This is a genomic window from Mesorhizobium sp. GbtcB19 (assembly GCF_019091085.1).
Classification (GTDB): Bacteria; Pseudomonadota; Alphaproteobacteria; order Rhizobiales; family Rhizobiaceae; genus Mesorhizobium.
Genome location: NZ_JAGXJY010000007.1, coordinates 83853 through 109586, shown reverse-complemented (window position 1 = coordinate 109586; position 25734 = coordinate 83853). Strand labels below are relative to the sequence as shown.

Annotated in this window: 19 protein-coding genes; 9 read left to right on the top strand and 10 right to left on the bottom strand. The window is 65.1% G+C overall.

Features of this window, described 5'->3' with window-relative positions:
• The first annotated feature begins 26 nt into the window (after positions 1 to 26).
• On the top strand, positions 27 to 1310 hold the full coding sequence (locus KVT37_RS14630; RefSeq protein WP_217574090.1) for an MFS transporter: 1284 nt from the start codon (positions 27 to 29) through the stop codon (positions 1308 to 1310).
• Between the two features lie 309 nt (positions 1311 to 1619).
• On the top strand, positions 1620 to 3194 hold the full coding sequence (locus KVT37_RS14625) for an alkaline phosphatase (RefSeq protein ID WP_217574088.1): 1575 nt from the start codon (positions 1620 to 1622) through the stop codon (positions 3192 to 3194).
• A gap of 225 nt (positions 3195 to 3419) precedes the next feature.
• Here KVT37_RS14625 and KVT37_RS14620 read toward each other — a convergent pair whose 3' ends face one another.
• A complete protein-coding gene (locus tag KVT37_RS14620; RefSeq protein ID WP_217574086.1) occupies positions 3420 to 3701 on the bottom strand; it encodes a hypothetical protein in 282 nt (93 codons plus the stop codon).
• 201 nt (positions 3702 to 3902) lie between these two features.
• Here KVT37_RS14620 and typA point away from each other — a divergent pair, with 201 nt between their 5' ends.
• The gene (typA, locus tag KVT37_RS14615) at positions 3903 to 5732 is read left to right on the top strand and encodes a translational GTPase TypA (RefSeq protein WP_217574084.1); all 1830 of its coding nucleotides are present in this window, start codon (positions 3903 to 3905) and stop codon (positions 5730 to 5732) included.
• A 55-nt stretch (positions 5733 to 5787) separates the two neighbouring features.
• Here the strand turns inward: typA and KVT37_RS14610 are convergent, their stop codons facing one another.
• On the bottom strand, positions 5788 to 6414 hold the full coding sequence (locus KVT37_RS14610; protein WP_217574081.1) for a DUF1062 domain-containing protein: 627 nt from the start codon (positions 6412 to 6414) through the stop codon (positions 5788 to 5790).
• Positions 6415 to 6844: 430 nt separating this feature from the next.
• Here KVT37_RS14610 and KVT37_RS14605 point away from each other — a divergent pair, with 430 nt between their 5' ends.
• On the top strand, positions 6845 to 7456 hold the full coding sequence (locus KVT37_RS14605) for a LysE family translocator (protein ID WP_217574079.1): 612 nt from the start codon (positions 6845 to 6847) through the stop codon (positions 7454 to 7456).
• 6 nt (positions 7457 to 7462) lie between these two features.
• Here the strand turns inward: KVT37_RS14605 and KVT37_RS14600 are convergent, their stop codons facing one another.
• From KVT37_RS14600 to KVT37_RS14590, 3 genes are all read right to left on the bottom strand, one after another.
• Entirely contained in the window at positions 7463 to 9283 is a 1821-nt protein-coding gene (locus KVT37_RS14600) for an aromatic amino acid ammonia-lyase (RefSeq protein ID WP_217574077.1), read from the bottom strand.
• A 276-nt stretch (positions 9284 to 9559) separates the two neighbouring features.
• Positions 9560 to 9883 carry a YciI family protein gene (locus tag KVT37_RS14595; protein WP_217574074.1) on the bottom strand — a complete coding sequence of 108 codons (324 nt, stop codon included), beginning with the start codon at positions 9881 to 9883 and terminating at the stop codon, positions 9560 to 9562.
• Positions 9884 to 10025: 142 nt separating this feature from the next.
• Complete coding sequence (locus KVT37_RS14590; RefSeq protein WP_217574072.1) at positions 10026 to 10589, bottom strand: peroxidase-related enzyme; 564 nt, start codon at positions 10587 to 10589, stop codon at positions 10026 to 10028.
• A 128-nt stretch (positions 10590 to 10717) separates the two neighbouring features.
• Between KVT37_RS14590 and KVT37_RS14585 the strand changes: the two genes are divergently transcribed.
• Positions 10718 to 15496: an NAD-glutamate dehydrogenase gene (locus tag KVT37_RS14585; RefSeq protein WP_217574071.1), complete on the top strand. Its 4779-nt coding sequence runs from the start codon at positions 10718 to 10720 to the stop codon at positions 15494 to 15496.
• 256 nt (positions 15497 to 15752) lie between these two features.
• Positions 15753 to 17132: an MFS transporter gene (locus KVT37_RS14580; RefSeq protein ID WP_217574069.1), complete on the top strand. Its 1380-nt coding sequence runs from the start codon at positions 15753 to 15755 to the stop codon at positions 17130 to 17132.
• Between the two features lie 162 nt (positions 17133 to 17294).
• Here KVT37_RS14580 and purH read toward each other — a convergent pair whose 3' ends face one another.
• Positions 17295 to 18911, bottom strand: a complete 1617-nt coding sequence (gene purH / locus KVT37_RS14575; protein ID WP_217574067.1) for a bifunctional phosphoribosylaminoimidazolecarboxamide formyltransferase/IMP cyclohydrolase — start codon at positions 18909 to 18911, stop codon at positions 17295 to 17297.
• Between the two features lie 178 nt (positions 18912 to 19089).
• Here purH and KVT37_RS14570 point away from each other — a divergent pair, with 178 nt between their 5' ends.
• Complete coding sequence (locus KVT37_RS14570) at positions 19090 to 19392, top strand: putative quinol monooxygenase (protein ID WP_217574065.1); 303 nt, start codon at positions 19090 to 19092, stop codon at positions 19390 to 19392.
• Between the two features lie 11 nt (positions 19393 to 19403).
• Here KVT37_RS14570 and KVT37_RS14565 read toward each other — a convergent pair whose 3' ends face one another.
• From KVT37_RS14565 to htpX, 3 genes are all read right to left on the bottom strand, one after another.
• The gene (locus KVT37_RS14565; RefSeq protein WP_254634026.1) at positions 19404 to 21128 is read right to left on the bottom strand and encodes a heparinase II/III family protein; all 1725 of its coding nucleotides are present in this window, start codon (positions 21126 to 21128) and stop codon (positions 19404 to 19406) included.
• A gap of 147 nt (positions 21129 to 21275) precedes the next feature.
• Positions 21276 to 22658 carry an RsmB/NOP family class I SAM-dependent RNA methyltransferase gene (locus KVT37_RS14560; protein ID WP_217574061.1) on the bottom strand — a complete coding sequence of 461 codons (1383 nt, stop codon included), beginning with the start codon at positions 22656 to 22658 and terminating at the stop codon, positions 21276 to 21278.
• Positions 22649 to 23677, bottom strand: a complete 1029-nt coding sequence (htpX, locus tag KVT37_RS14555) for a zinc metalloprotease HtpX (protein WP_217574059.1) — start codon at positions 23675 to 23677, stop codon at positions 22649 to 22651. Before htpX ends, KVT37_RS14560 begins: the two co-directional genes overlap by 10 nt.
• 106 nt (positions 23678 to 23783) lie before the next feature.
• Here htpX and KVT37_RS14550 point away from each other — a divergent pair, with 106 nt between their 5' ends.
• Complete coding sequence (locus KVT37_RS14550; RefSeq protein ID WP_217574057.1) at positions 23784 to 24005, top strand: DUF1674 domain-containing protein; 222 nt, start codon at positions 23784 to 23786, stop codon at positions 24003 to 24005.
• A 7-nt stretch (positions 24006 to 24012) separates the two neighbouring features.
• On the opposite strand, the gene KVT37_RS14545 is transcribed toward KVT37_RS14550, so the two are convergent.
• On the bottom strand, positions 24013 to 24678 hold the full coding sequence (locus tag KVT37_RS14545) for an HAD-IA family hydrolase (RefSeq protein ID WP_217574055.1): 666 nt from the start codon (positions 24676 to 24678) through the stop codon (positions 24013 to 24015).
• A 172-nt stretch (positions 24679 to 24850) separates the two neighbouring features.
• On the opposite strand from KVT37_RS14545, the gene KVT37_RS14540 reads away from it, so the two are divergent.
• Entirely contained in the window at positions 24851 to 25720 is an 870-nt protein-coding gene (locus KVT37_RS14540; RefSeq protein ID WP_217574053.1) for a transglutaminase family protein, read from the top strand.
• Positions 25721 to 25734 lie beyond the last annotated feature (14 nt).

The following is a 25734-nucleotide window of genomic DNA, read 5'->3' as shown; positions in this document are numbered from 1 at the left end:
TCCATTGCAACGTACCGGTCAGTAACATGATAGCTCAATCCCGTCCGTTTGGCCAGCGCTACGCTTTCGTCGTCGTTGCCGTCATTTTCTTCTGCCTCCTGATCGCGGCCGGGTTGCGCTCGGCGCCATCGGTGATGATGGTTCCGCTGGAAGAGAGCTTCGGCTGGCGCCGCGACGTGACCTCCTGGGCCGCCAGTATCGGCATCCTGCTTTACGGTCTTACCGGCCCGTTCGCGGCGGCGCTAATGGAGCGCATCGGGCTCCGCCGCACGCTGCTCGGCGCGCTGCTGGTGATGTCGGGATCGACGGCCCTCAGCCTGTTGATGACTGAGCCCTGGCATCTCTTCATCACCTGGGGCGTGTTTTCCGGCATCGGCTCCGGCGCGGTGGCGAGCGTGCTGGGCGCGACAATCGTCAATCGCTGGTTCAAGACCAATCGCGGCCTGATGATGGGCCTGATGTCGGCCTCCAGCGCCACCGGCATGCTGATTTTCCTGCCGGTGATCGCCTCGCTGGCGCAGAGCGGCGGCTGGAAGCCGGTGGCCATTGCGGTGGCGATCGCCACGGCGGCCCTGATACCGTTCGTGTTGCTGCTGGTGCCCGAGCGCCCCGCTTCGATCGGCCAGGTGCGCTACGGCGCCGATGCGAACGATGTGCCGCCAGTGTCGCCGGCGTCGCAGGGCAACTTCCTGGCGCATACGCTGAACACGCTGCGGCGCGCCGCGGGCACCAGGGTGTTCTGGTACCTGTTCGCCACCTTTTTCATCTGTGGCTTCACCACCAACGGCCTCGTCGGCACCCATCTCATCGCGTTTTGCGGCGATATGGGCATCCCCGAAGTGCAGGCGGCCGGGTTGCTGTCGCTGATGGGCATTTTCGACCTGATCGGCACGACCTTGTCCGGCTGGCTGACAGACCGCTTCGATCCGCGCAAGCTGCTCGGCGTCTACTATGCCATCCGCGGCCTGTCGCTGATCTACCTGCCCTATTCCGGCTTTTCGGGAACCAGCCTGATCATCTTCGCGGTGCTCTATGGGCTCGACTGGATCGCCACCGTGCCGCCGACGCTTAGGCTCGCCAACGAGGCCTTCGGCGACCGCAGCGGGCCGATCGTCTTCGGCTGGATCGTCGCCGGCCACCAGATCGGTGCTGCGGCCGCCGCCGCTTTCGGCGGGACGATGCGCGAGCTGCAGGGCAATTACGAGCTTGCGTTCCTGATTGCCGGCATGACCGGTATTGCGGCGGCCTGCATCTCGTTGCTGATCAACACCAGCAGACCGGCCTTCGAGCCGGAGCCGCAGGCAGCTTGAGGCGCATCTTTCCCTTCTCCCCTTGTGGGAGAAGGTGGCCGAGCGAAGCTCGGTCGGATGAGGGGTGCTCCAGGGAAAGCCGGCGTCCCATTCTGCTGGAACGCCAGCGCTTCACTCCACAGGAACATCGGTGTCTCACTCCGCTGGAACACCCCTCATCCGTCTCGGCGCTGCGCGCCGATCCACCTTCTCCCACAAGGGGAGAAGGAGAAGAGTGCACTGTTATCAAAACTTCATGGTTCCGAGACACGCCTGAAACATTGAGGCGAGAGCTTGGCGGTCCCGTTCGACGCCATCCCGGAGACAGCCATGAACAAGCTTTCCCTCACCCGCCGCGCTTTCGTCACCTCGGCCAGCGCCTTTGGCCTTGTCGGCGCCTCCGGGCTCGCGCTGCCCTATTATTCCCGCGCCAGCCAGCGTCCGGCCTTCACCCATGGCGTCCAGTCCGGCGACGTCGACGCCACGTCCGGCATGGTGTGGACCCGCACCGACCGTCCGGCGCGCGTTATGTATGAAGTGTCGACGACCGAAAGTTTTGCAAACGCCACCAGGCTTGCGCCGCTCGATACCTCGCCGGCCAGCGACTACACGGCGAAGCGGCTGCTCACCGACCTCGCCTCCGATCAGGACATCTTCTATCGCATGGTCGCGGCCGACCTCTCCGACATCAATGCCGTCTCCGAGCCGATCGTCGGCCGCTTCCGCACCGCGCCGTCCTCGAAGCGCGACGTCCGCTTTGCCTGGTCGGGCGACACCGCCGGCCAGGGCTGGGGCATCGACGAGACCGGCATGAAGACCTATGCGACCATCGCCAAGCACACGCCGGATTTCTTCCTGCACTCCGGCGACACGATCTATGCCGACGGCGCCATGAAGGACGAGGTCGACCTGCCCGGCGGCGGCAAGTGGAAGAACGTCGTCATGATCGACGGCAAGCGCAAGGTTGCCGAGACGCTGGACGAGTATCGCGACCAGTGGAAGTACAACATGATGGACAAGAACGTGCTGGCCCTCAGCGCGATCTGCCCGACCTTCTACCAGTGGGACGACCATGAGGTGCTGAACAACTGGTCGGATTCGAAGGATCTCAGCAAGGACGACCGCTACAAGGAAAAGTCGATCCATGTGCTGGCGGCGCGAGCGGCGCGCGCCTTCCATGAGATGACGACCATCCGCTACGAGCCGTCGGAGCCGGGCCGCGTCTACCGCAAGATCTCGCATGGGCCGCTGCTCGACGTGTTCTTCCTCGACATGCGCTCCTATCGCGGCCCGAATGGCGCCAATCTGGATGAAACGCTGACGCCGAAGTCGCGCATGATCGGCGAGGAGCAGTCCAAGTGGCTGAAGCGCGAGCTGGCCAATTCCAAGGCGACCTGGAAGATCATCGCCGCCGACATGCCGCTTAGCCTCGTCGTCTGGGACGATGCGGCGAAGAAGGTCGGCTTCGAGGCCGTCAGCAACAACGACAATGGCAAGCCGAAGGGGCGCGAGCTCGAATTCGCCGACGTGCTGCGCTTCATCAAGAATGCCGGCATCACCAACACGGTGTGGCTCACCGCCGACGTGCACTACACCGCGGCGCATTACTACAACCCCGACAAGGCGCAGTTCCAGGATTTCAATCCGTTCTGGGAATTCGTCTCCGGCCCGATCCATGCCGGCACCTTCGGCCCGAACGACCTCGACATGACCTTTGGGCCGGAGCTGAAATTCATCAAGGCGCCGACCGCCGAGCAGGGCCAGAACCTGCCGCCGTCGGCCGGCCTGCAGTTCTTCGGTCTGGTCGATATTTCGGGCGCGACGGAACAGCTCACCGTGCGGCTGATGGATCGCGACGACAACGAGCTTTACAAGGTGACGTTGGATCCGGTGCGGTCGGCTTAGGCTGCATTGATATTCAGGTGATGCCGGCCTGCGAACGCTGGTTTCCTGCGCTTCCGGTGCTCACGTACTTCAAGTACGCTCCGCTCCGGTTCTCGGCAACCAGCGTTCTCGGCTCGGCCTGACCTGAATCTCAACGCACCCTGGGCCAGCATTCCGCGTCGATACATGCCGTCACGTTAGGCGCCGTGGCGATCCAGAACTTAATTCGGAATGCGATGAAGGGCGTCAATCCGGATAACAAGCCCGGGGAATGTTCGGCCAAACCGCCGTGTCGCAGTTGGCATCCTTCTGGCGCTGCTTGAAGGCGGCGCTGACCGGGCCGGTCACGACGGGATCGACGCCGTCGGGGGCGTCGGCGAACATCTGCTGCGCGGTTCTGGCATCGGGCGGGGTGATCGGATCGGCTTCCCGCAGCGCGGCCGCCGACTGCGCGGCGCCCGCCGCTACGAGCAGGCCAAGCGCTGCCCACGCGAAAACCGGACGCAATCTGGACATCTGATCGCTCATGAACATCGAACTGCCCGGCCCCTCAAAGGTTCCGCCTTGGTTAACGGAATCATTTCACACCAAGACGTTTAAGAATCAGTGACCATGTATTTGGGGTCGGGCCTCCCCTTTCGCAATTGCGAAAAACCCTGTATGAGCCGCGCAACCGAAAAAGGCGGCGCTTTTGGGCCTGCTGCCTGCAACGTTCCCGAGACCAGAAAAATGAACCTCCGCAATATCGCGATCATCGCGCACGTCGACCATGGCAAAACCACGCTGGTCGATCAGCTTCTGAAACAGTCCGGCGCCTTCCGCGACAACCAGCGCGTCGCCGAGCGCGCCATGGATTCCAACGACCTCGAAAAGGAGCGTGGCATCACCATCCTGGCCAAGGCGACCTCGGTCGACTGGCACGGCACGCGCATCAACATCGTCGACACGCCCGGACACGCCGATTTCGGCGGCGAGGTCGAGCGCATCCTGTCGATGGTGGATTCGGCCATCGTGCTCGTCGATGCCGCCGAAGGCCCGATGCCGCAGACCAAGTTCGTCGTCGGCAAGGCGCTGAAAGTGGGCCTGCGCCCCATCGTCGTCATCAACAAGATCGACCGTCCGGACGCGCGCCACATCGAAGTGGTCAACGAGGTGTTCGACCTCTTCGCCGCGCTCGACGCCACCGACGAGCAGCTCGACTTCCCGATCCTCTACGGCTCGGGCCGCGACGGCTGGGTTTCGGAAAACCCCGAAGGCCCGAAGGACCAGGGCCTGGCGCCGCTGTTCGACCTCGTCGTCAAGCATGTGCCGGCGCCGACGGTCCATCCCGGCCCGTTCCGCATGATCGGCACCATCCTCGAAGCCAACCCGTTCCTCGGCCGCATCATCACCGGCCGCATCGAGTCCGGCACGCTGAAGGCCAACCAGGCGGTCAAGGTGCTGCACCATGACGGCATGCAGATCGAGACCGGCCGCGTCTCAAAAATCCTCGCTTTCCGTGGCCTCGAGCGCCAGCCGATCGACGAAGCCCAGGCAGGCGACATCGTCGCGATCGCCGGCCTGTCGAAAGGCACCGTCGCCGACACCTTCTGCGACCCGGCGGTGAGCGAGCCGCTGCATGCGCAGCCGATCGATCCGCCGACCGTGACCATGTCCTTCCTCGTCAATGACAGCCCGCTTGCCGGCACCGAGGGCGACAAGGTGACCAGCCGCGTCATCCGCGACCGCCTGCTGCGCGAGGCAGAGGGCAATGTGGCGCTGAAGATCGAGGAATCGGCTGAGAAAGACTCCTTCTTCGTTTCCGGCCGCGGCGAATTGCAGCTTGCGGTGCTGATCGAGACGATGCGCCGCGAGGGCTTCGAGCTTGCCGTGTCGCGTCCGCGCGTCGTCATGCAGAAAGGCGAGAACGGCGAATTGCTGGAGCCGGTCGAGGAAGTCGTCATCGACGTCGACGAGGAGCATGCCGGCGTCGTCGTGCAGAAAATGTCGGAGCGCAAGGCCGAGATGGTCGAGCTGCGTCCCTCCGGCGGCAACCGCCAGCGCCTCGTCTTCCACGCGCCGACGCGCGGCCTGATTGGCTACCAGTCGGAACTGTTGACCGACACGCGCGGCACCGCGGTGATGAACCGGCTGTTCTTCGCCTATGAGCCCTACAAGGGCGAATTGCCCGGCCGCACCAACGGCGTGCTGATCTCCAACGAACAGGGCGAGTCGGTCGCCTATGCGATGTGGAACCTGGAAGACCGCGGCCCGATGATCATCGATCCGGGCGTCAAGGTCTATCAGGGCATGATCATCGGCATCCATAGCCGCGACAACGACCTTGAGGTGAACGTGCTCAAGGGGAAGAAGCTCACCAACATCCGCGCCGCCGGCAAGGACGAAGCGGTGAAGCTGACGCCGCCGATCCGCATGACGCTGGAGCGGGCGCTCGCCTGGATCCAGGACGACGAGCTGGTCGAGGTGACGCCGAAGACCATTCGGCTCCGCAAGCTCTATCTCGACCCGAACGAGCGCAAGCGTTTCGAGAAGGCCGCCAAGGTGATGGGCGCGGCCTAAGTTTCGCCCCACGCAGGTCATTGAGGGAGGGAGCAATGCTCCCTCCCTTTTCATTTCAGCCGCATGCGGCACCGACAATCGCGTCGCGGTCCGCCTCCCCGGAAAGGTCGATGCGGATCGTCGCGCGGTCGCGCACCGGCTTGCGCCAGGCTCTGGCGCCGTCTGGATCGACCATGAGCAATCGCCGTTCTTCCCAGGCCTGCAGCTTCGAACGCGAGATGCCCAGTTCGCCGGCAAGCAGGCGGTCGAGCCGCAAGGACGTCGCGGCATCGAGGCGAAGCTCGAGCGAAAGCGCGACCGCGCATTCGGGCCTGCCGTCCAGCAGTTCCTTTCGGACCGTAGCGTCGGGAAATTCCTCGATCCGTCCGATCCGATTCCTGAGCGCCGTGGTATCGAAGGCAAAGCGGCGGACAAGCACCGGGTCGTTGCTTTCGAGCGCGGCGAGGAGGGACGGCTCGATGTCGCGGCGGTTGCAACGCTCGAGAATGGTGCGGTTCCAGGAGTTGTCGCAGCCCGCGCAGCGATAGATCAGCCACACGTCGATACGCTTGCCGTTGGCGTTGACGCGGAATTTTTCGCTGCATTGGTACGGTCTGAAGCCACCGCAGCGATTGCAGTTGATGAGAGGCCGAGGCGCGATTGCGGGCGCGATCGTCCAGCGAACAGACAAGGTGGCAGACATGCCGGTAGGCCCTTCCCGTCGGGAAGTCCGTCAGCCGGCAATGTCCGAGATGCCCTTCATGGGCACGGCGTGGCGAAAGACTGTGTCATCCGGAAGTCAGGCGTCGGCGCGGATTGCGCGCTGGGCTCAGCAATGCCAAACCGGTCTCGAACCGCCGCCTGAAGAACACGTGAAAATGGAGCAGGCCGCGCCAATGGCTGCGCCTGCGGTGCATTCAGAGGAGTTGGCGAGACCGGCGGTTACTGAGGCAAAGTGAAGCTCGAAAATGGATGACGGGCGGGTCTTCTAGCTAAGGTTGAGGGGAACGGCAAGAGCAGCAACTGTCGGCGTTGGCAGCTATTGTCTCCATCCTCAACGCGAGCCCCTTGCCGGGCGTGCCAAATCCATCCCGATCGGGTATGATTTGTCTCTATCCCACAGGAAGCGCCCCATGCATCTCGCCTCGCTGCTGATCTTTGCCGCTGCCTTGTTCGTCGCCGCCGGCTCGCCCGGCCCGTCGATCGCCGCACTTGTGGCGCGCGTCATTTCGAAGGGGTTCCGCGATGTCTTCCCGTTCCTGCTGGCGATGTGGATCGGCGAAGGCATCTGGCTGTCGCTGGCGGTGTTCGGGCTCGCCGTCGTGGCGCAGACCTTCCACTACGCTTTCGTCGTGGTGAAGTGGGTGGGCGTGGCCTATCTCGCATATCTTGCGTTCAAGATGTGGACGGCGCCGGTCGAGGCAAAGGAAGGCGAGATGCCGCGCGAGGATTCGCCCCTGAAACTGTTCTTTGCCGGCATGGCGGTGACATTGGGCAATCCGAAGATCATGATGTTCTATCTGGCGCTGCTGCCGACCATCATCGATCTTGCCTCGGTGAGCGTGGTCGGCTGGGCCGAACTGACGGTCACCATGGCGATCGTGCTGGTGGTCATTGATCTCACTTGGGTGCTGGCCGCTTCGCAGGCGCGCCGGCTCTTGAAGAGCAAGCGCGCCATGAAGATCGCCAACCGCGTCAGCGCCACGACGATGGCGGGCGCCGCCGCGGCAATCGCGGCGCGTTGACAACTCCTACTTGGGCAATACTGCGGCGACCGGTCGGGCCGGCGCCGTTGGCGGCTGCGGTCCACCGGAATAGAATTTCGCGGCCGGGTTCTCCTGCATGAAGTCGTAGGCGACCATGCCGAGCGGCCGCTTCTGCCGTTCCGACGCCGCTTGATGCCAGGGGATCACCTGGCGCAGCGCCGCAAGCGCGGCTGTCGGCGCTTCGCCGAACTTCCGTTCCGGGTTCTGGGCCTTGCGGATTTCCATCCAGTAACTTGCCGTCAGCAGATCCTGCGCCACGAGGTGGAACGACACGTCGACCGCGTCGCGGGCGCGCTGGGTCTTGATGCGGGTCTGCGCTTCCAGGTCCTCGACCGTGGCGACGATAGCCTGGCCGTTCGGCATCACCGGTGAGCCCAGTTCGGCCAGTTCCTGCCACAGATCGGTCGGCAGGTAGCCGTCGAAGCTCGGTATGTCCTTGCGCTCGTCCGGCTTCAGCACGTCGGCCGGCTTGACCACGGTGAAGAAGGGGTTGCGGAAGCGCTCGATGCGCTGCGCCACCGCCACGCCGAGATTGGTCAAGGCGTTGGTGAGGGCCTCGACCTGATTGGCCATCGGGTAGGGATCCCAATTGGCGTTGGAGAAGATATAGCCGGACTTGCCGTTACTCAGCGGACCGCCCTTGATGTAATATTTCATGAATTGCGGGGTGCTCAGTTCCGGCGAGCTCTGCGGCGTCAGGCCGGGCAGGATCGCCGGATTGTGATCCGAGGAATTGATCGAGAGCAGCACGGAATCGCGCAGGTCTCCCCAGGCCTGCCATGCCGAACCCTGGCGCTGGCTCGAAGCGCGCATGCTTTCGGGATCCTGGATGATGCGGGCCGGATCGTCGTCGAAGAGGTAGCTGCCCTTGATCATGTCCATGACGCGGGCGGCGTCCCAAGTCAGCCACGGATAGGGCCGCATCGACTGAACCGGCGCGGAGATCGGCGTCACGCTCGAGTTCATGCCGTTCAGTCCCATGGCGTAGCTGAGGTCGGTCCATTCCAGCAGTTTTCTCGCGTCCTCCAGCAACAGCACGGCTTGCGCCTGCGCATAGGCGTTGGTGCTGATCAGCGCCGCCTGGTCGGCGGCGAAGGGTTCGAGCGGCTTCAGCCCGGCCTGTTCGAGCGCCTGCGCGGCCGGCATGCGGACGCCTTTGAGATAGGCCTCGCCTTCGCCGACCATGGCCGCGCCGATATTGCCGAGCGTCGCCAAATCGCCCTCGCCGAGCGTGCCGCGCGATTGCACGACCGGCGTGACGCGCTTGTTCAGCATGTCGACGAGCATATGGGTCAGCTGCGGGCTGGCCGCCTCGTAGGACATGGTGTTGGCACGGATCGCCATAATGGCGCGCACCAGCGCTTCTTCCTGCAGCTCCGGCCCGTAGCCGCGGTTGACGCCGCCCTTGAAGCGGGCGAGCTGCTGGTCCTTGAGAAGTTTCGTGTTTTCTGGCGAGGTCGGATCGCCGGAAAAGATCACGGTTTCGCGCTGGTCGCCGGCGCCGCGGTTGAACCAGTAGATCGTGACGCCTTCAGCCGCACCTTCGAGCAGCAGACCATAAGCATCGGCCGAACGTTGCAGGGCTTCCGGGCTGAGCTCGACCTTGGCGCCGTTGCGCGTGATGGCGATGACCTGGTCAATGGTGAGATCATGTCCGGTCAGCGTTACCGTCTGGTCGGCCGCCGTCTCGAAAATGGGCTGGTAGGTGGACGCCGCCTCGAAGGCCTGGGCGGGTGGGGCGGCAAGTCCAACCATCAGGGTCAGGGTGCAGAGGAAAAGCTTGGGCTTGGTAATCCGGTCCAGCATGACGGCTCCCATGAAGCTGGTTTTCAGGAACGACGTTCACCCATTGGAAATTTTGTTTCCTGCAAGACTAGCCACAAGCGTCAACCTGTCAACGACTTGGAGTTGCAGGACCGATGGTGGAGACGGTGTGGCCTCATCGTGCCACGGCGTGGGCGGCTTGGCCGCATGCCGATTGCGGCGGCCGCCCGGTTCGACATGTCGAACAGAGCGGCAGTAAAGACGATACCGGGTCTCGCTGGAAATCCGGTCTCGCGCGGCGTTGCGCGGCTCTTGGCGCTACATCATTTCGATGATCGGCGCGATCTCGACGCTGAAGGCCGGGTCCATCAGGATCGGGCACTCCTTGGCCTTGGCGACGGCATCGTCGATGTCCCTGGCCTCGACGACGGTGTAACCGGCCGTCGGATTGCTGCCGCCATTGTTCTCGACCTTGCCGCTGGGCAGCACCGTCTTCGACATGCCCACGGGATTGCCGCCGTCGACCACGGCCGAGCCGAGCTTGCCGTACCAGCCCGTCCAGGCATCCATCGCCGCTTTCCGTTCGGCTTCGTCGGTCGGCATCTTGCCGGAGCCATGATAGACATAGAGAAATTTCGCCATGTTCTCCTCCCTTGTCGGCGGCGTCGAACCGGCATGCGGCCGCGCCGCTTGCGATATGCGGCTGTGCCGCAGTCCTTGATCATCGGACCAAAAGGCGGGGTCGGCAACGAAAAATTCGAACCCGCTAATATAATCGTGACCGCTACCTTGCCATGGCGTGGTATTCGGCGTTCGGCCGCATGTCGACGGCCGCGGCCACGCGGTTCGACATGTTGAAGAAAGCGGCGGTAGAGGCGATGTCCCAGATGTCGCGGTCGGAGAAACCGGCCTGCCGCAAGGCTGCGCGGTCGGCTTCCACGATCTTGGCCGGCTCTTCCGTCAGCTTGACCGCGAATTCGAGCATGGCGCGCTGGCGGTCCGACAGACCGGCGGCGCGAAAATTCATCACCATCATCTCGCCGAGCGCCGGCTCGCCCGACAGCTGGCGCACCGCCGCGCCATGCGCGGTCAGGCAATAGTAGCAGTGGTTGATCGAGGAGACGACCACGGCGATCATTTCGCGCTCCAGCTTCGACAGGCCGGATTCGCCCAGCATCAAATCGTTGTACATGTCGGTGAAGGCGCGCAGCTTTTTCTCGTCGAAGGCGTAGGCGAGAAGCACATTGGGCACGAGGCCGAGCTTCTCCTCGCATTTGGCGAAATAGGCCTTGGTCGCCTCGCTGAGCTCGGCCTGGACAAGGTCGAGCGCGGTTATTTTGCCGGTCATGATGGTTCTCCTCGCGGGGCGACGGCGTCGGTTGGAATTTTTTAAAGCGTCGTCAAACCTTTGTCGCCAAACAGCGCTCATCTGGCTACCATAGTCACAAAAGCATGCCACGGGAGGGAATAAGCGTCATGGCCAGCGTGAAATCCAAGCCAAAGAAGAAAGCTGTCGCCGCCGCGAAGGCGGAGGGGAAACCCGCAAGGCTTGCCGACTATCTTCTGGCGCGGGCGCCAGCCGAGGACATCGCGGCCTATGACGCGGCCGCCCTCGAGCGAGCCGGCGAGCTCGCCAGCCGCGCCGTTGCCAAGCACAAGAAAGGCGAAAGCGTCGTTGCCGTCGAGGCCGATTCAGGCGTTGCCTGCGACGGGCGGCCGGTCACGGTCATCACCGTCGTCAACGACAACATGCCGTTCCTGTTCGATTCGATCCTGGGCGAGATCACGGAGACTTCCGGCGAGCCGACGCTGGTTACGCATCCGATCGTCACCGTGCGCCACGACAAGAGCGGCGTCGTTGAGGTCCTGAGCGACAGCGGCAAGGAGGACGACGGGCACGACCGGCTGAGCGTCGTCCATGTCCACATTCCAAGGTTGAATGCCGAGCAGGCCAAGAGCCTTACCGAACGGCTGGGCAAGATGCTTTCCCAGGTGCGCGCCGCGGTCGTCGACTGGAAGCGCATGCTCGCCCGCCTCGACCAGGCGATTTCCGAATTCCGCTATTCGGCCGTGCCGCTCGACAAGAAGAGCGTCGCCGAGGCGATCGCCTTCCTCGAATGGCTGCGCGACGACAATTTCACCTTCCTCGGCATGCGCGAGTTCAAATATGTCGGCGGCGAGGAAAGCGGCTCGCTGGAGCGTGCCGACAAGCCCGGCCTCGGCATCTTGTCCGATCCGGACGTGCTGGTGCTCAGGCGCGGGACCGAAGCGGTGACGACCACGCCGGAGATCCGCGCCTTCCTGCACGGACCGGAGCCGCTGATCGTCACCAAGGCCAACGCCAAGTCGTCGGTGCATCGCCGCATCTATCTCGATTACATCGGCATCAAGACCTACACGGCGAAAGGCGCGCTCGCGGGCGAGCTGCGCATCGTCGGCCTGTTCACCTCCACCGCCTACACGCGCTCGGTGATGAAGATCCCCTATCTGCGCTCGAAGGCCGAGACCGTCATCTCGAAATCCGGCTTCGATCCGCACGATCACTCAGGCAAGGCTCTCATCAACATCCTGGAGAGCTATCCGCGCGACGAGCTGTTCCAGGTTCCCATTCCCATCCTGCGCAAACACGCCGTCGCCATCCTCGGCCTGATCGAACGGCCACGGGTGCGGGCGCTGGTGCGCGTCGACCAGTTCGACCGTTTCGTCTCGATCATCGTTTTCGTGCCGCGCGACCGCTATGACAGCGTCGTGCGCGAGAAGATCGGCACCTACCTGAAAACCGTGTTCGAAGGCCGGCTGTCGGCCTATTACCCCGCCTTCCCCGAAGGCGGGCTGGCGCGCATTCACTTCATCATCGGCCGTTCCGGCGGCAAGACGCCGAAGATCGAGCAGGCGACACTCGAGGCGGCGATTCGCGACATCGTGCGCACCTGGGAGGACGCGCTCTCCGAAGCCGCGGAAGCCGCAGGCAGTGATCCGGCGCTGAAGGCGATCGCGGCGCGTTTCCCCGAAAGCTACCGCGACTCTTTCTCGGCCGCCGTGGCGCTGGCCGATGCAGGGCGTATGGCCAACATCAGCGCCGGAAATCCGATCGCCATCGATTATTACCGCCATGCCGACCAGAAACCGCAGCAGGCGGCGCTGAAAATCTATCATTTCGGCAGCCCGGTGGCGCTGTCGCGGCGCGTGCCGGTGCTGGAAAACATCGGTTTCCGCGTCATCAGCGAGCGCACCTTCGAGGTCGGCGGCGATCCCGCCGGCGCGGTCTTCGTCCACGACATGGAACTGGAGAACAGCTACGGCGCGCGAATAGATCTTACCGATGGCGGCGCGCTGTTCGAGGACGCGTTCCTCTCGGTCTGGCGCGGCGAGGTCGACAATGACGGTTATAACGGCCTGGCGCAGACCGCCGGCTTGTGGTCGGGCGAGATCACAATCCTGCGCGCCTACGGCCGCTACCTGCAGCAGGCCGGCATCCCGCAGAGCCAGGATTTCATCGCCGCCGCGCTCAACCGCTATCCGGAGATCGCGCGCGGCCTGCATGCGCTGTTCGTCGCCCGTCTCGGGCCAGCGGCGGAAGGCGACGGCGTGGTCGCCGCCAAGCACCTCAAGGCCAAGATCAAGGACGCGCTGGAGGAGGTGCCCAATATCGACGACGACACCATTATCCGCCGCTATCTCAACCTCATCGAAGCTTCGCTGCGCACCAATCATTTCGTAGCCGATACGAAGGAGAAGGGGCAGTCGCTGGCGATCAAGCTCGACTCGCAGGCGGTCGAAGGACTGCCGGCGCCGCGGCCATGGCGCGAGATCTTCGTCTATGGCTCCGAGGTCGAGGGCGTGCATCTGCGCTTCGGTCCGGTGGCGCGCGGCGGTCTGCGCTGGTCGGACCGCGCACAGGACTACCGCACCGAGGTGCTCGGCCTGGTCAAGGCGCAGCAGGTCAAGAACGCGGTCATCGTGCCGGTCGGCGCCAAGGGCGGCTTCTTCCCGAAACGCCTGCCGGCCGGCGGCAGCCGCGACGCGATCTTCGAAGCCGGCACCTCTGCCTACAAGAACTTCGTCTCCAGCCTGCTGTCGATCACCGACAATATCGGCGTCGACGGCGTCATCCCACCGGCCGGCGTGGTGCGGCGCGACCAGGACGACCCGTATTTCGTCGTCGCCGCCGACAAGGGAACGGCGACCTTCTCCGACACCGCCAACGCGATTTCCGAAAAACACAATTTCTGGCTGGACGACGCCTTCGCCAGCGGCGGCTCGGCCGGCTACGACCACAAGAAGATGGGCATCACCGCCAAGGGCGCCTGGGAAGCGGTGAAGCGGCATTTCCGCGAGATCAACCGCGACATCCAGACCTCGCCCTTCACCGTGGTCGGCGTCGGCGACATGTCGGGAGACGTTTTCGGCAACGGCATGCTGCTCTCGCCGCAGACCAGGTTGATCGCCGCCTTCGACCACCGCGACATCTTCATCGATCCCGATCCCGACATGGCGGCGTCGATGGCCGAGCGGGTGCGCATGTTCGCGCTGCCGCGCTCCTCCTGGCAGGACTACGACAAGTCGAAGCTGTCGGAAGGCGGCGTCATCGTCTCGCGCAACCAGAAATCGATCACGCTGCCGCAGGCGGCGGCGGCCGCGATCGGCTTGTCCAAGGCCACGGCGACACCGGTCGAGATCATGAACGCCATCCTCAAGGCGCCGGTCGACCTTTTGTGGTTCGGCGGCATCGGCACCTATGTGCGGGCCTCGGGGGAGACCAATGCCGATGTCGGCGATCGCGCCAATGATGCCATCCGCGTCACCGCGCTCGATGTCCGGGCGAAAGTGATCGGTGAGGGCGCCAATCTCGGCGTCACGCAGCGGGCGCGCATCGAGTTCGGCCTGAATGGCGGACGCTGCAATTCCGACGCCATCGACAATTCGGGCGGCGTCAACTGCTCCGACGTCGAGGTCAACATCAAGATCGCGCTGGCGTCCGCCATGCGCAAAGGCTCGCTGGCGAGACCGGCGCGCAACAAGCTGCTCGCCGAGATGACTGACGAGGTGGGCGCGCTGGTGCTCGCCAACAACTACCAGCAGACGCTTGCGCTTTCCCTGGCACGCAAGCGGGGGCTGGCCGACATCGCGCACCAGGCGCGCTTCATGACGGCGCTTGAATCGCGCGGCCTGCTCGACCGTGCCGTCGAGACGCTGCCTTCGCCGGCAGCCCTTGCCGAACGCGAGGCGCGCGGCGAGCCGCTGACCCGGGCCGAGCTCGGCGTGCTGCTTGCCTATGCCAAGATCGTCCTGTTCTCCGATATCGTCGCCAGCGACGTGCCGGACGACCAGCATTTCGACCGCGACCTGATGGGCTATTTCCCGGAACGCATGGCGAAGAAATTCGCCGGCGAGATCCGCGACCACCGGCTGCGGCGCGAGATCATCACGCGGGTGCTCGTCAACGATCTCGTCAATCGCGGCGGCCCGTCCTTCGTCAACCGGCTGCAGGAAGCGACGGGGCGCACCGCGGCCGATGTCATGCGCACCTTCGCCATGGTCCGCGATGGGTTTGCGCTGCCCGCGCTCTACAAGGAGATCGATGCGCTCGACAATCAGATCGACGGCCAGGTCCAACTCGATCTCTACCAGTCGGTTAGCCGGCTCATCTTCGTGACCAGCGGCTGGTACCTGAAGAACGAAGCCGGTTCCGTGCCGCTGGGACAGCGCATCGCCGAATTGCAGGAGGCCCGCAAGGCGCTCGAGCCGAAGCTGGCGTCGCTGCTGCCGGCCTTCTCGCGCGAGCGCATCGAGGAGCGACGGCATGGCCTGTTCAAGGGCGGCGCGCCGGAAAAGCTCGCCGAGAAGCTCGCTCTGGCCGAGGTGTCGGAGCTGATCCCGGACGTTGCGCTCACCGCGCGAACGGCCAATGCCGACATCGTCGGCGCGGCCAAGGCCTTCTTCGCCGTCAGCGACGCCTTCCGCATCCCGCGCGTCGAGGAGGCGGCTCGGTCGATCATGCCGCCCGACTATTACGACCAGCTGGCGCTGTCGCGCGCGACCGATACGATCGGCGTGGCGCGTCGCGGCATCGCGGTGGCGGCGCTGACAGCTCATGGAACAGCGGCGGATCCGGTCGCGGCATGGCTGGAGGCCGGCGGCGAGCGCGTTGCACGCATCCGCGAGCGGCTGCAGGCGCTGACCGAGGGCGGCGACATCACCGTGTCGCGGCTTTCGGTGGCATCCGGCCTGATGAGCGATCTGACGGGGATGTAAAGTTCCTCGCCCCACGAAGTGGGGAGAGGTGCCGAGCGTAGCGAGGCGGAGAGGGGCCTTCGTTGGGCGAGACCCTCCCGCCAACAATCCCCTGCTTCAGTCGCCGCATTCCCCTCTCCGTCTCGGCTTCGCCGAGCCACCTCTCCCCACTTCGTGGGGCTAGGAAAGCAATGGCCGCGCCGCGCTTGTTCATTTGCATCGCTGCCTCAAAACATGCAGACATGGCGCCCGACGCGGACGGGCCGAGGGAATCAGCATGGCGGCAGTAGAGACAGTGCAGCGGGCATCGGGGCGCGGCATCTGGGGCTGGATGTTCTTCGACTGGGCGGCACAGCCTTTCTTCACCGTCGTCACCACCTTCATCTTCGGCCCCTATTTCGTCTCGCGCATGGCGAGCGACCCGACCGCCGGACAGGCCGCCTGGGGTTACGGCATCGCGGCCGCCGGCCTGGTCATCGCGGTGCTGTCGCCGGTGCTCGGCTCGATCGCCGACCAGACCGGGCCGCGCAAGCCGTGGATTGCCTTCTTCGCCACGATCAAGATCGTCAGCCTCAGCCTGCTTTGGTTCGCCGCGCCCGGCTCGAACCTGTTCCTGGTCGTGCTGTTGTTCTCACTGGCTTCGGTGGCGGCGGAATTCTCCACCGTGTTCAACGATTCCATGATGCCGCGGCTGGTGCCGAAGGAAGAGATCGGCAAGATCTCCAACATGGCCTGGGGGCTCGGCTATCTCGGCGGCATGATCGCGCTGATCTTCGTGGTGCTGTTCCTGGCCGGCAATCTGGAAACCGGCAAGACGCTCATCGGGCTCGACCCGCTGTTCGGGCTGGACCCAAAGCTGGGTGAGGATGCGCGCTTCACCGGGCCGATGTCGGCCGGCTGGTATTTCCTGTTCATCCTGCCGATGTTCTTCTTCACGCCGGACGCCACCAGGGGCATCCCGATCGGCCCGGCGGTCCGCGAGGGCCTGTCGGAACTGAAGTCGACGCTCGCCGAGGTGCGCACCCGCAGCGGCATCCTGCGCTTCCTGCTTGCCCGCATGATCTACCAGGACGGGGTCAACGCGCTGCTGGCGCTCGGCGGCACCTTCGCGGCCGGCATGTTCCATTGGTCGATCACCGAGATCGGCCTGTTCGGCATCATCCTCAACATCGTCGCCATCTTCGGCTGCTGGATCGCGGCGCGACTGGACACGGCCTTCGGCTCGAAGCATGTGGTGATGATTGCGCTGGTGATGCTGTCGGTCGCCACCATCGGCGTCGTCTCGACCGGACCTGGCTTCACGCTGCTTGGCCTGATCCCGCTGTCGACCGCCGATTCCGGCGGGCTGTTCGGCACGGCGGCAGAGAAGGCCTACATCCTCTATGGCTTGCTGATCGGGCTGGCCTTCGGCCCGGTGCAGGCGTCGTCGCGATCCTACATGGCGCGCAGCGTCACGGCGGCGGAATCCGGCCGCTATTTCGGCATCTATGCGTTGGCGGGACGAGCGACCAGCTTCCTGGCGCCGTTCATGGTGGCGACCATCACCACGATCAGCGATTCGCCGCGGCTCGGCATGGCGGCGATCATCCTGTTCCTCGGCATCGGCATGGCGATCCTGGTGGGGACGCCCTATCCGGCGGACAAGCCGAAGGCGTAGAGCCTTCTCCTTCTCCCCTTGTGGGAGAAGGTGTCGCCGAAGGCGACGGATGAGGGGTGCTCCAGGGAACGCCAGCGTCTCACTCCGCTGGAACACCCCTCATCCGTCTCGGCGCTGACGCGCCGATCCACCTTCTCCCACAAGGGGAGAAGGGGAACAGTGCTAATGCCGGAAATGCCTTGTCCCAGTGAACACCATGGCGATGCCGTGCTCGTCGGCGGCGGCGATCACGTCGTCGTCGCGCATCGAGCCGCCGGGCTGGATCACCGCCGTGGCCCCGGCTTCGATCGCCGACAGCAGGCCGTCGGCGAAGGGGAAGAAGGCGTCCGAGGCGACCACCGAGCCCTTGGTCAGCGGTTCGGCGAGGCCGGCGGCTTCGGCCGCATCGAGCGCCTTGCGGGCGGCGATGCGCGAGGAATCGACTCGGCTCATCTGGCCGGCGCCGATGCCAACCGTCGCGCCGTCCTTCACATAGACGATGGCGTTCGACTTGACATGCTTGGCGACGCGGAAGGCGAATTTCAGGTCCGCTAGTTCGGCCGGCGTCGGCGGGCGCTTGGTCACCACCTTCAGCTCGAGGTCGTCGACCACGGCGTTGTCGCGACCCTGCACGAGCAGGCCGCCGGCTACCGACCTCACCGTCGTGCCTGCCGCGCGCGGATCGGGCAGGCCACCGGTGACCAGCAGTCGCAAATTCTTCTTTGCCGCGACGATCGCGGCCGCGTCATCGGTTGCGTCGGGCGCGATGATGACCTCGGTGAAGGTTTTCACGATCTCCTCCGCCGCCTGAGCGTCGAGGGTGCGGTTCATGGCGACGATGCCGCCGAAGGCCGAGACCGGATCGCAGGCGAGCGCCTTGGCGTAGGCCGCCTTCAGCGAGGAACCTTCGGCCACACCGCAGGGGTTGGCGTGCTTGATGATGGCGATCGCCGCCGAGCGGGCCGGATCGAATTCGCCGACCAGTTCGAAGGCGGCGTCGGTGTCATTGATGTTGTTGTAGGAGAGCTGCTTGCCCTGCAGCTGCCGGGCGGTGGCGACACCCGGCCGCTTGTCGCCCGACAGGTAGAAGCCGGCGCCCTGGTGCGGGTTCTCGCCATAGCGCATCACCTGGTCGAGGCGGCCGCCGAAAGCGCGCCACGTCGGATGCTCGATCTCGAGCGCCTCGGCGAACCAGCCGGAAATCGCCGCGTCATAGGTCGCGGTGCGGGCAAAGGCCTTGGCCGCCAGCTTCTTGCGGAAATCCAGCGACAGCGAGCCGAGATTCATCTCCAACGCGTTGACGACGGAAGCATAGTCGGCCGGATCGGTGACGATGGCGACGTAGGCGTGGTTCTTGGCCGAGGCGCGGATCATCGCCGGGCCGCCGATATCGATATTCTCGACGATCGAGGCATAGCCGGCGCCGGAGCGGCGGACCTCCTCGAACGGATAGAGGTTGGAGACGAGGAGGTCGATCGGCTCGATGTGATGGTCGCGCATGGCTTTGGCATGCTCGGCATCGTCGCGGATACCGAGCAGGGCGCCATGCACCGACGGATGCAAGGTCTTGACCCGTCCATCCATGATCTCGGGAAAGCCGGTCAGCTCGGAAACATCGCGCACCGCCAGGCCGGCCTCGGCGATGGCTTTTGCCGTGCCGCCGGTCGAAACCAGCTCGACGCCGGCGGCGGCGAGCGCCTTGGCGAAATCGATCAGGCCGGTCTTGTCGAAAACGGAAAGCAGTGCGCGGCGTACCGGAACGAGATCGGGCGCCGGGATGTTTTTTGTGGGCACGGCCATGGCGGGCGGCCTTTCAGAGTGTTGGAAGGGGACGTTGGCCGGCCCTAGCATATGAGCCCCGGAAATCAAGCGCCGCGTCCTTTGCAGGTGCGCGCCAGCTTCCCGAAAAAGTGAAGTTTGCCGAAAGGCGTTCCGTCGTTTGCGGCATTAGGATCGTTCATCATTGGAGGAAACAGCCATGGCATTCGTGCGTGTCGGTCAGTTCAAGGCGTTGCCGGAACGAGTTGAGGAATTGTGCGCTATCTACGAGGCGGAAGCGATCCCGGCTATCCGCGCCGCCCGAGGCAACATCAGCGCCGTGCTGCTGCAGCAACACCACGCGCGGGATGCCTTCATGGCCATCACCGTTTGGAACTCCGCCGAGGACGCGGAACGCTACGAGCGAAGCGGCCAGGCCTCGGCGATGGTCGAGAAGATCCGCTTTGCTTTCGCTGGGCCGCCGTCGCTCGCCACCTATGACGCCTTCGGGATTTCGGGCTGAAAAGCGGTAGCTCAGTTGTTTTCGGGATAACCGGCGATGTGCGTCCGCGTCAGCTGCCAGTGCACCTCGGCAATTTCCGAGGCCTTGAAGGCAAGCACGATCTGCCGGCTGCGGCGCGGGCCACTCAGGCCGGCGAAATAGATCGATTCCTCGACCTCCGGCACCACTTCGGCGCAGGTGAAAACCCAGCTGTCGCCTTGCGCGGCGGCCAGCGTGAAGCGGTCGTGGTCGTCCTGCAGCACGGTGATGTCGGGGTGGACGTGGAAGCGCACCGTGACGAAGTCGCGGCCATTATTGCGGATCGCGGCATTGCCGGGGCGCAGGAAACGGTCGCGGCCGGCAAGCACGTTGCCGTTCGTGCCGAGCTTCAGCTCACGCTCATGCAGGAAGCCGAACTGGGCGGCGTAGCCGTCATGGCGGGCGACGAAGCCGTGCATGCCCTTCTGGTCGAGGCGCTTGCAGGGCACGTGCTGCGGGCCGCCGATCAGCGGCGAGCCCAACAGGTCGCTGACACGCAGCGAGTGGCTGAAGCGCGCCGAGGAGGTGTCGTTGACGGTTGCGGTCGAATGCGCGGCGGTTGCGCGCGCCAGCGGCCGGAATTCCGGGGCGCCATAAGTGTCGATGCCGGCATTGACGATGAAGTGCTGGCGTCCGGAGGAGAGCTCGAAAGCAAGGCAGCCGGCGTGCGCCGCGTTCGATACGTCGACCGGCGGCGGCAGCCCGGTGTCGGCGATCACCGTCACGCCGCCCATCGACAGGCGCTCATAGCCGGAATGCGGCGCGTGCAGCAGCGGCGCTCCCACCGTGTCGTCGTGGCGCATGATGGTGGCGATGCGGTCATGGATGGTTGCGCCCATGCCGTTGAAGCGGGCCAGGCTGCCGTCCTGGTGGCGGAAGAAACGCAGCGCCGGCAACATGCGATCGATGGCGCCGATCAAGGCCGACGGCGGCGCCTCGGCCTGGTTGGCATAGGTCTGGCGCAGCGGCAGAAGGTCGGCGAGCAGTTCCAGCACCGCCATCGGCTTGCGCGAGATGTGGCCGCCGTCGGGCAGGATCTGATGCTCCAACTCCTCGGCCAGGTTGCGCGTCGCGGAACGCAGCGCCGAGGCCGGCGCCGGCAGGGACAAGGCGGCGAAGGCGAGCGCGATGCGGGCACGCAGCCTGCCCTCGCCGTCCGGCATCTCGCGCGCCATCGAGCGCAAATAGCGGATCTGCACGGCAAGCGATTTGAGGAAGGCGCGATAGAAGGGGAATTCGGCGCCCTGCAGCACCACAGAGGAATGCTGCAGCCAGGCGATCACCCGCTTGGCCGTCGTTCCCGGCTCCCAGGCGACGCCGGAAATCTGGTTGCCGTGCATGGCGATCCAGTCGGTGACCAGGGCTCTCGCATTGGCGGCGGCGAGCTCGGTGCCGGTGGCGCGCATGTGGCGCAGCCAGCGGAAGCCGTGCAGCGATTTCTGCCAGCCGCGATTGGGCACGTCGAGCTGAAAGGGCGACCTGCCGCCGGTCTCGACCAGATGGCCGGAGAGCGGGTAGCGGCCGTAATAGATCTCCAGCGCGATCTGCGGATCGGCGAGCCGCAGATCCGGCGGCGCGATCAGGACGCGTTCGGGCGTGCGGCCGGAATAGCGCCAGCGATAGATCGGGCCGGCGCGCAAACGCCGGCGCGTCTTGCGCCAGAACTCCTTCGCGACAAGCGTCCAGAGACGTGTCGTGCTGCCGGCAACAAGTGCCAATAGCCCTCCTGATTTCCCCATAACCCAAGCACAAGCTTATGCGATTCAAGAACTTATGCGAAGGCGGAATTCGCCTAAGTGAACCGCTTCACGCCGCTTTGCCCGTGCCGTCCCTAAAAAAGTCAGCGCGTTTTATGAGACAACGCTTCAAAAGGTACGTCTCATCCGCGCGGCGAAGAACCCATCGAGGCCGGAAATTCCCGGTGATTCCAGCACCATGTCGGCGGGCGTCGTGCGCAGCGTGCCCTCCGGCGTCAGGAATTGATCGACGTCGGCAAACTCGCCGGGCCGGATCGGGTCGTCGATCACCCCGGGGGTTGTGGCAAGGAAGTCGCGATAGAGTTCCTCGCCCTCGATCGGGTCGAGCGAACAGTTGGAAAAGACGATGCGGCCGCCGGGCCTGACGAGCGTAACGGCGTGAGCGAGAAGTTTGCGCTGGAGCGCGGCGAGCTTTTCGACATCGGTCATGGTCTTGGTCCACGGCACATCGGGGTGACGGCGCACGGTTCCTGTCGAGGAGCACGGCGCGTCGAGCAGCACGGCGTCGAACGATTGCGCCGGCCGGTAATCCAGAAGGTCGGTCTGGACGAGCTCGGCCGTCAGGCCGAGACGGTCGAGATTCTGCTTGAGCCGCGCCAGCCGGTTCTTCGAGGTGTCGACTGCGGTCACGCCGGCGCCGGCCAGGATGAGCTGCGCCGTCTTGCCGCCGGGTGCCGCGCACAGATCGGCGACGCGCTGTCCACGGATGTCGCCGAACAGGCGCGCCGGCAGGCTAGCGGCTGTATCCTGCACCCACCAGGCGCCGTCGGCGAAGCCGGGCAGATCGGTGACATTGGCGGAAAGTTTTTCGACGCGAACCGTGCCGGTCGGCAGCACGATGCCGCCCAGCCGCTCGGCCCAAAGCGTCGGATCGGCCTTGACCGTGAAATCGACCGGCGCCTCGTGGCGATGCGCGGCAAGGATGGCGCGCGCCTTGTCGGCTCCGTAAGCGGCGGTCAGCCGCTGCGAAAACCATTGCGGCGCCTCGCTGGTCGCGGCAAGCGCCGGGGCAAGCTCGTCGGGCTTGGCGCGCGCCAGCGAACGCAGCACGCCGTTGACCAGGCCGGAGAAGCGCGTGGTGCGCGGATCGGATTTGGCGTGGGTGACTGCGAGATCGACGGCGGCGCTGTCCGGAACATCGAGGAACAGGATCTGCGCGGCGGCGACATTGAGGATATGCGAGAGCGCGGTGGCGTTGGGCGGCAGCGGCTTTTCCAGACGCCTGGACAGCAGCCCGGCGATGGTCATGCGATGGCGCAGCGCGGTCACCAAGATGGCGCGCACCAGTGCGCGGTCGCGGCCGTCCAGCGCCTTGTATTGCGGATGGCCGTGCTCGTTGTCGGTCAACCCATCCAGCGGCGTGCGCGCATCAATCACGGCGGCCAGCAGGCGCGCCGCCGCCTTGCGCGCGGCAAGGCCGGCGACGTTCTCGTCATCAGTTTTGTGTTGCGGATTGCCTGAATGTCCGCGCCTCGGCGGCGTCACGACCATGGACCCTTCGACCGGCGCGGTCCGGTCGGGTTGCGGCCCCAGGGATTGGGTTTCGGCTGCTGCGGTTCGGCGGGTGGCGCGGGTTCCGTCCGCTTGCCCCACGGCCCGGCCGACGGCTCCTCGGGCTGGATGGGTGGCGGCGAAGCCTGGCGCCGGCCGGCTTGCGGGGTGCCGCCCATCGCGCGCGCCATCTCCTGCAGCGCGGCAATGCGGTTCTCGGTGTTCGGATGGGTCGAGAACAGACTGTCCATGCGCTCGCCATGCAGAGGGTTGATGATGAAAAGATGCGCCATCGCCGGGTTGCGCTCGGCATCCTCGTTGGGAATCTGTTCGGCGCCGCGCGCGATCTTGTTGAGCGCCGAGGCCAGCCACAGCGGATTGCCGCAGATCTCGGCGCCGCGCCGGTCGGCTTCGTATTCGCGGGTGCGGCTCACCGCCATCTGCACGATCATGGCGGCGAAGGGCGCCACCAGCATGGCCACCAGCACGCCGACAAAGCCGAACGGGTTGTTGTTGTCGCGGTTGCCGCCAAAGAAAAAGGCGAAATTGCCGAGCATCGAGATGGCGCCGGCAAGCGTCGCCACGATCGTCATGGTCAGCGTGTCGCGATGCTGCACATGGGCAAGCTCATGCGCCATCACCGCCGCGACCTCTTCGTGGTTCAACCGCTCAAGCAGGCCCGTGGACGCGGCCACTGCGGCATTCTCGGGGTTGCGGCCGGTGGCGAAGGCGTTGGGCTGCGGGTTGTCGATCAGATAGGTCTTCGGCATCGGCAGGCCGGCCCGCTTCGCCAGGCCCTGGACGATCGCGTAATATTCCGGCGCGTTCTTCTCGTCGACCTCGACGGCGCGGTTCATCGACAGCACCATCTTGTCGGCGTTCCAGTAGCTGAACAGATTGGTGCCGGCGGCGATCAGCAGCGCGATGACCATGCCGCCCGAGCCGCCGATCAGATAGCCGACGCCCATGAACAGCGCCGTCATCGCGGCAAGAAGCATGGCGGTGCGAAGCGTGTTCATCGGTTCATCCGTCTGACTTGGTGGCGAATAGGGGTCGATCCTTCTGGCGTCATGGCTATATGATGGGAGACGCCGGTCTCTGTTTCAATCGGCAAGGACGTATCGCATGACCGAAGAGCCAAGCAAAACCGAAGCTGCCGACGCGGTTGACAAGCCGCGGAAAGCTCTGACGCCCGAAGCGCAGCGCGCTTTGGCCGAAGCCGAGGCCAGGCGCAAGCTCTATCGCGAGGCGGAAGCTGCGGCGCCGAAGGAAATCGGCGGCCGCGGCGGCAAGGAACCTGGGCGCTACGGCGACTGGGAGGTCAAGGGCCTCGCCACCGACTTCTAAAGCGGGCCTATGCGGCGTCGCGCTGCGGCTCGAGGCTGATCAAGCCACTATCGTCCACGGCAATGGCGATTTCGTCGTAGCTGGCAATGCTGTCGTGCGGCGTCCGCAGCGGATGGACATGGGTGGCGCTGATCACCATCACAGAGGCGCCGGAAGCCTCGCCCGCCGCGATCCCCGCCGGCGCATCCTCGAAGACCAGGCAGTCGCGCGCTTCGACGCCCAGGCGTTTGGCGGCCAGGAGAAAACAATCCGGCGCCGGCTTGCCGTGGGTCACATCTTCGGCGGTCACCATCATGGCGGGTATGGGAATACCGGCAGCCGCGATGCGCAGCAGCGCCAGTTCGCGCGGCGCGGAGGTGACGATCGCCCAGCGCTCCGGCGGCAGCGATTTCAGGAAGGCGACGGCGCCGGGGATCGGGACGATGCCTTCGAGATCGTCGGCCTCGGCCTTGAGCAGCGCGCCAGCTTCCGCAACCGCGTCGACGCCCGGAAGCATCAATCCGCCGATCGTCTCGATCGCCCGCTTGCCGTGGATCGTGGGCAGGAAGGTGGCGACGTCGAGGCCGTGGCGCTCCGCCCATTTCGTCCACACCCGTTCCGCCGCGGCGATCGAGTTGAGCAGCGTGCCGTCCATGTCAAATAGGAAGGCGGCGAACTTTGAGCCTGCAAACATCGGGTTTCCTGGAGAATCGTTTTCGGGGAGGGCGAAACGCAAACCCAGTTTAGACCGGCCGGCACCGCCTGAGAAGGCAAGATGCTCCACCATTTCGATTCCTCGCGGGAACAACCTCCGGTTCGTTGCGTTGAACAGGCTGTCTTTTCAAAATCACCTAGGGGGGCATGCGATGCTGATACGGCTCGGCTATGAAATCGCAATCGAATGCGCGGCGGCGACACCGATCATCTCGCTGCTCGACATCCATCCCGACCGGCATGCCGACATCAAGCGACAGACGCGGGTCCTGACCTCGCCTTCGGTGCCGACCCGGACCTATCGCGACCGTCACGGCAATATCTGCCGCCGATTCACGGCGCCCGCAGGCAACTTCCGCATTCTCTACGATGCGGCGATCGAGGACAGCGGCGAGGCCGACGCGGTCAACACGCTGGCGCGGGAAACGCCGGTCGCGGAGCTGCCCGACGACGTGCTGGTCTACCTGCTCGGCAGCCGTTACTGCGAGACCGATCACCTCAGTGGCGTCGCCTGGCAGCGTTTCGGCCATTTGCCGCCCGGCTGGGCGCGCGTCCAGGCTATCGTCGACTATGTCAACAGCCGGCTTTCCTTCGGCTATGGCTATGCGCGCGCCACCCGCACGGCGGCCCAGGCGCATGAGGAGCGGGTCGGCGTCTGCCGCGACTTCGCGCATCTGGCGATCACGCTCTGCCGCTCAATGAACATCCCGGCGCGCTACGTGAACGGCTATCTCGGCGACATCGGCGTGCCCGCCGATCCGGCGCCGATGGATTTCTCGGCCTGGATGGAGGTTTTCCTCGATGGCAAATGGTACAGCTTCGATCCGCGCCACAACCAGCCACGCATCGGCCGGATCGTCATCGCGCGCGGCCGCGACGCCACCGACGTGCCGCTGCTGCACAGTTTCGGCCCGCACCGGCTCATCCTGTTCAAGGTCTGGACCTACGAGCAGGAAGGCAATCGCTTCAATCCTCCGCATCACGGCGTCGACAGGACGGTCAGCGCGCAGATGCTGGCCTAGGCTGCCGTTGCATC

Bases quoted from the DNA above. Each gene is read 5' to 3' on its own strand.
- KVT37_RS14590 (WP_217574072.1), bottom strand. From the start codon at position 10,589: ATGACCGGCAAAATAACCGCGCTCGACCTTGTCCAGGCCGAGCTCAGC.
- typA (WP_217574084.1), top strand. From the start codon at position 3,903: ATGAACCTCCGCAATATCGCGATCATCGCGCACGTCGACCATGGCAAA.
- KVT37_RS14545 (WP_217574055.1), bottom strand. From the start codon at position 24,678: ATGTTTGCAGGCTCAAAGTTCGCCGCCTTCCTATTTGACATGGACGGC.
- KVT37_RS14595 (WP_217574074.1), bottom strand. From the start codon at position 9,883: ATGGCGAAATTTCTCTATGTCTATCATGGCTCCGGCAAGATGCCGACC.
- KVT37_RS14600 (WP_217574077.1), bottom strand. From the start codon at position 9,283: ATGCTGGACCGGATTACCAAGCCCAAGCTTTTCCTCTGCACCCTGACC.
- KVT37_RS14620 (WP_217574086.1), bottom strand. From the start codon at position 3,701: ATGAGCGATCAGATGTCCAGATTGCGTCCGGTTTTCGCGTGGGCAGCG.
- htpX (WP_217574059.1), bottom strand. From the start codon at position 23,677: ATGAACACGCTTCGCACCGCCATGCTTCTTGCCGCGATGACGGCGCTG.
- KVT37_RS14560 (WP_217574061.1), bottom strand. From the start codon at position 22,658: ATGGTCGTGACGCCGCCGAGGCGCGGACATTCAGGCAATCCGCAACAC.
- KVT37_RS14585 (WP_217574071.1), top strand. From the start codon at position 10,718: ATGGCCAGCGTGAAATCCAAGCCAAAGAAGAAAGCTGTCGCCGCCGCG.
- KVT37_RS14580 (WP_217574069.1), top strand. From the start codon at position 15,753: ATGGCGGCAGTAGAGACAGTGCAGCGGGCATCGGGGCGCGGCATCTGG.
- KVT37_RS14540 (WP_217574053.1), top strand. From the start codon at position 24,851: ATGCTGATACGGCTCGGCTATGAAATCGCAATCGAATGCGCGGCGGCG.
- KVT37_RS14630 (WP_217574090.1), top strand. From the start codon at position 27: ATGATAGCTCAATCCCGTCCGTTTGGCCAGCGCTACGCTTTCGTCGTC.
- KVT37_RS14570 (WP_217574065.1), top strand. From the start codon at position 19,090: ATGGCATTCGTGCGTGTCGGTCAGTTCAAGGCGTTGCCGGAACGAGTT.
- KVT37_RS14605 (WP_217574079.1), top strand. From the start codon at position 6,845: ATGCATCTCGCCTCGCTGCTGATCTTTGCCGCTGCCTTGTTCGTCGCC.
- purH (WP_217574067.1), bottom strand. From the start codon at position 18,911: ATGGCCGTGCCCACAAAAAACATCCCGGCGCCCGATCTCGTTCCGGTA.
- KVT37_RS14625 (WP_217574088.1), top strand. From the start codon at position 1,620: ATGAACAAGCTTTCCCTCACCCGCCGCGCTTTCGTCACCTCGGCCAGC.
- KVT37_RS14610 (WP_217574081.1), bottom strand. From the start codon at position 6,414: ATGTCTGCCACCTTGTCTGTTCGCTGGACGATCGCGCCCGCAATCGCG.
- KVT37_RS14550 (WP_217574057.1), top strand. From the start codon at position 23,784: ATGACCGAAGAGCCAAGCAAAACCGAAGCTGCCGACGCGGTTGACAAG.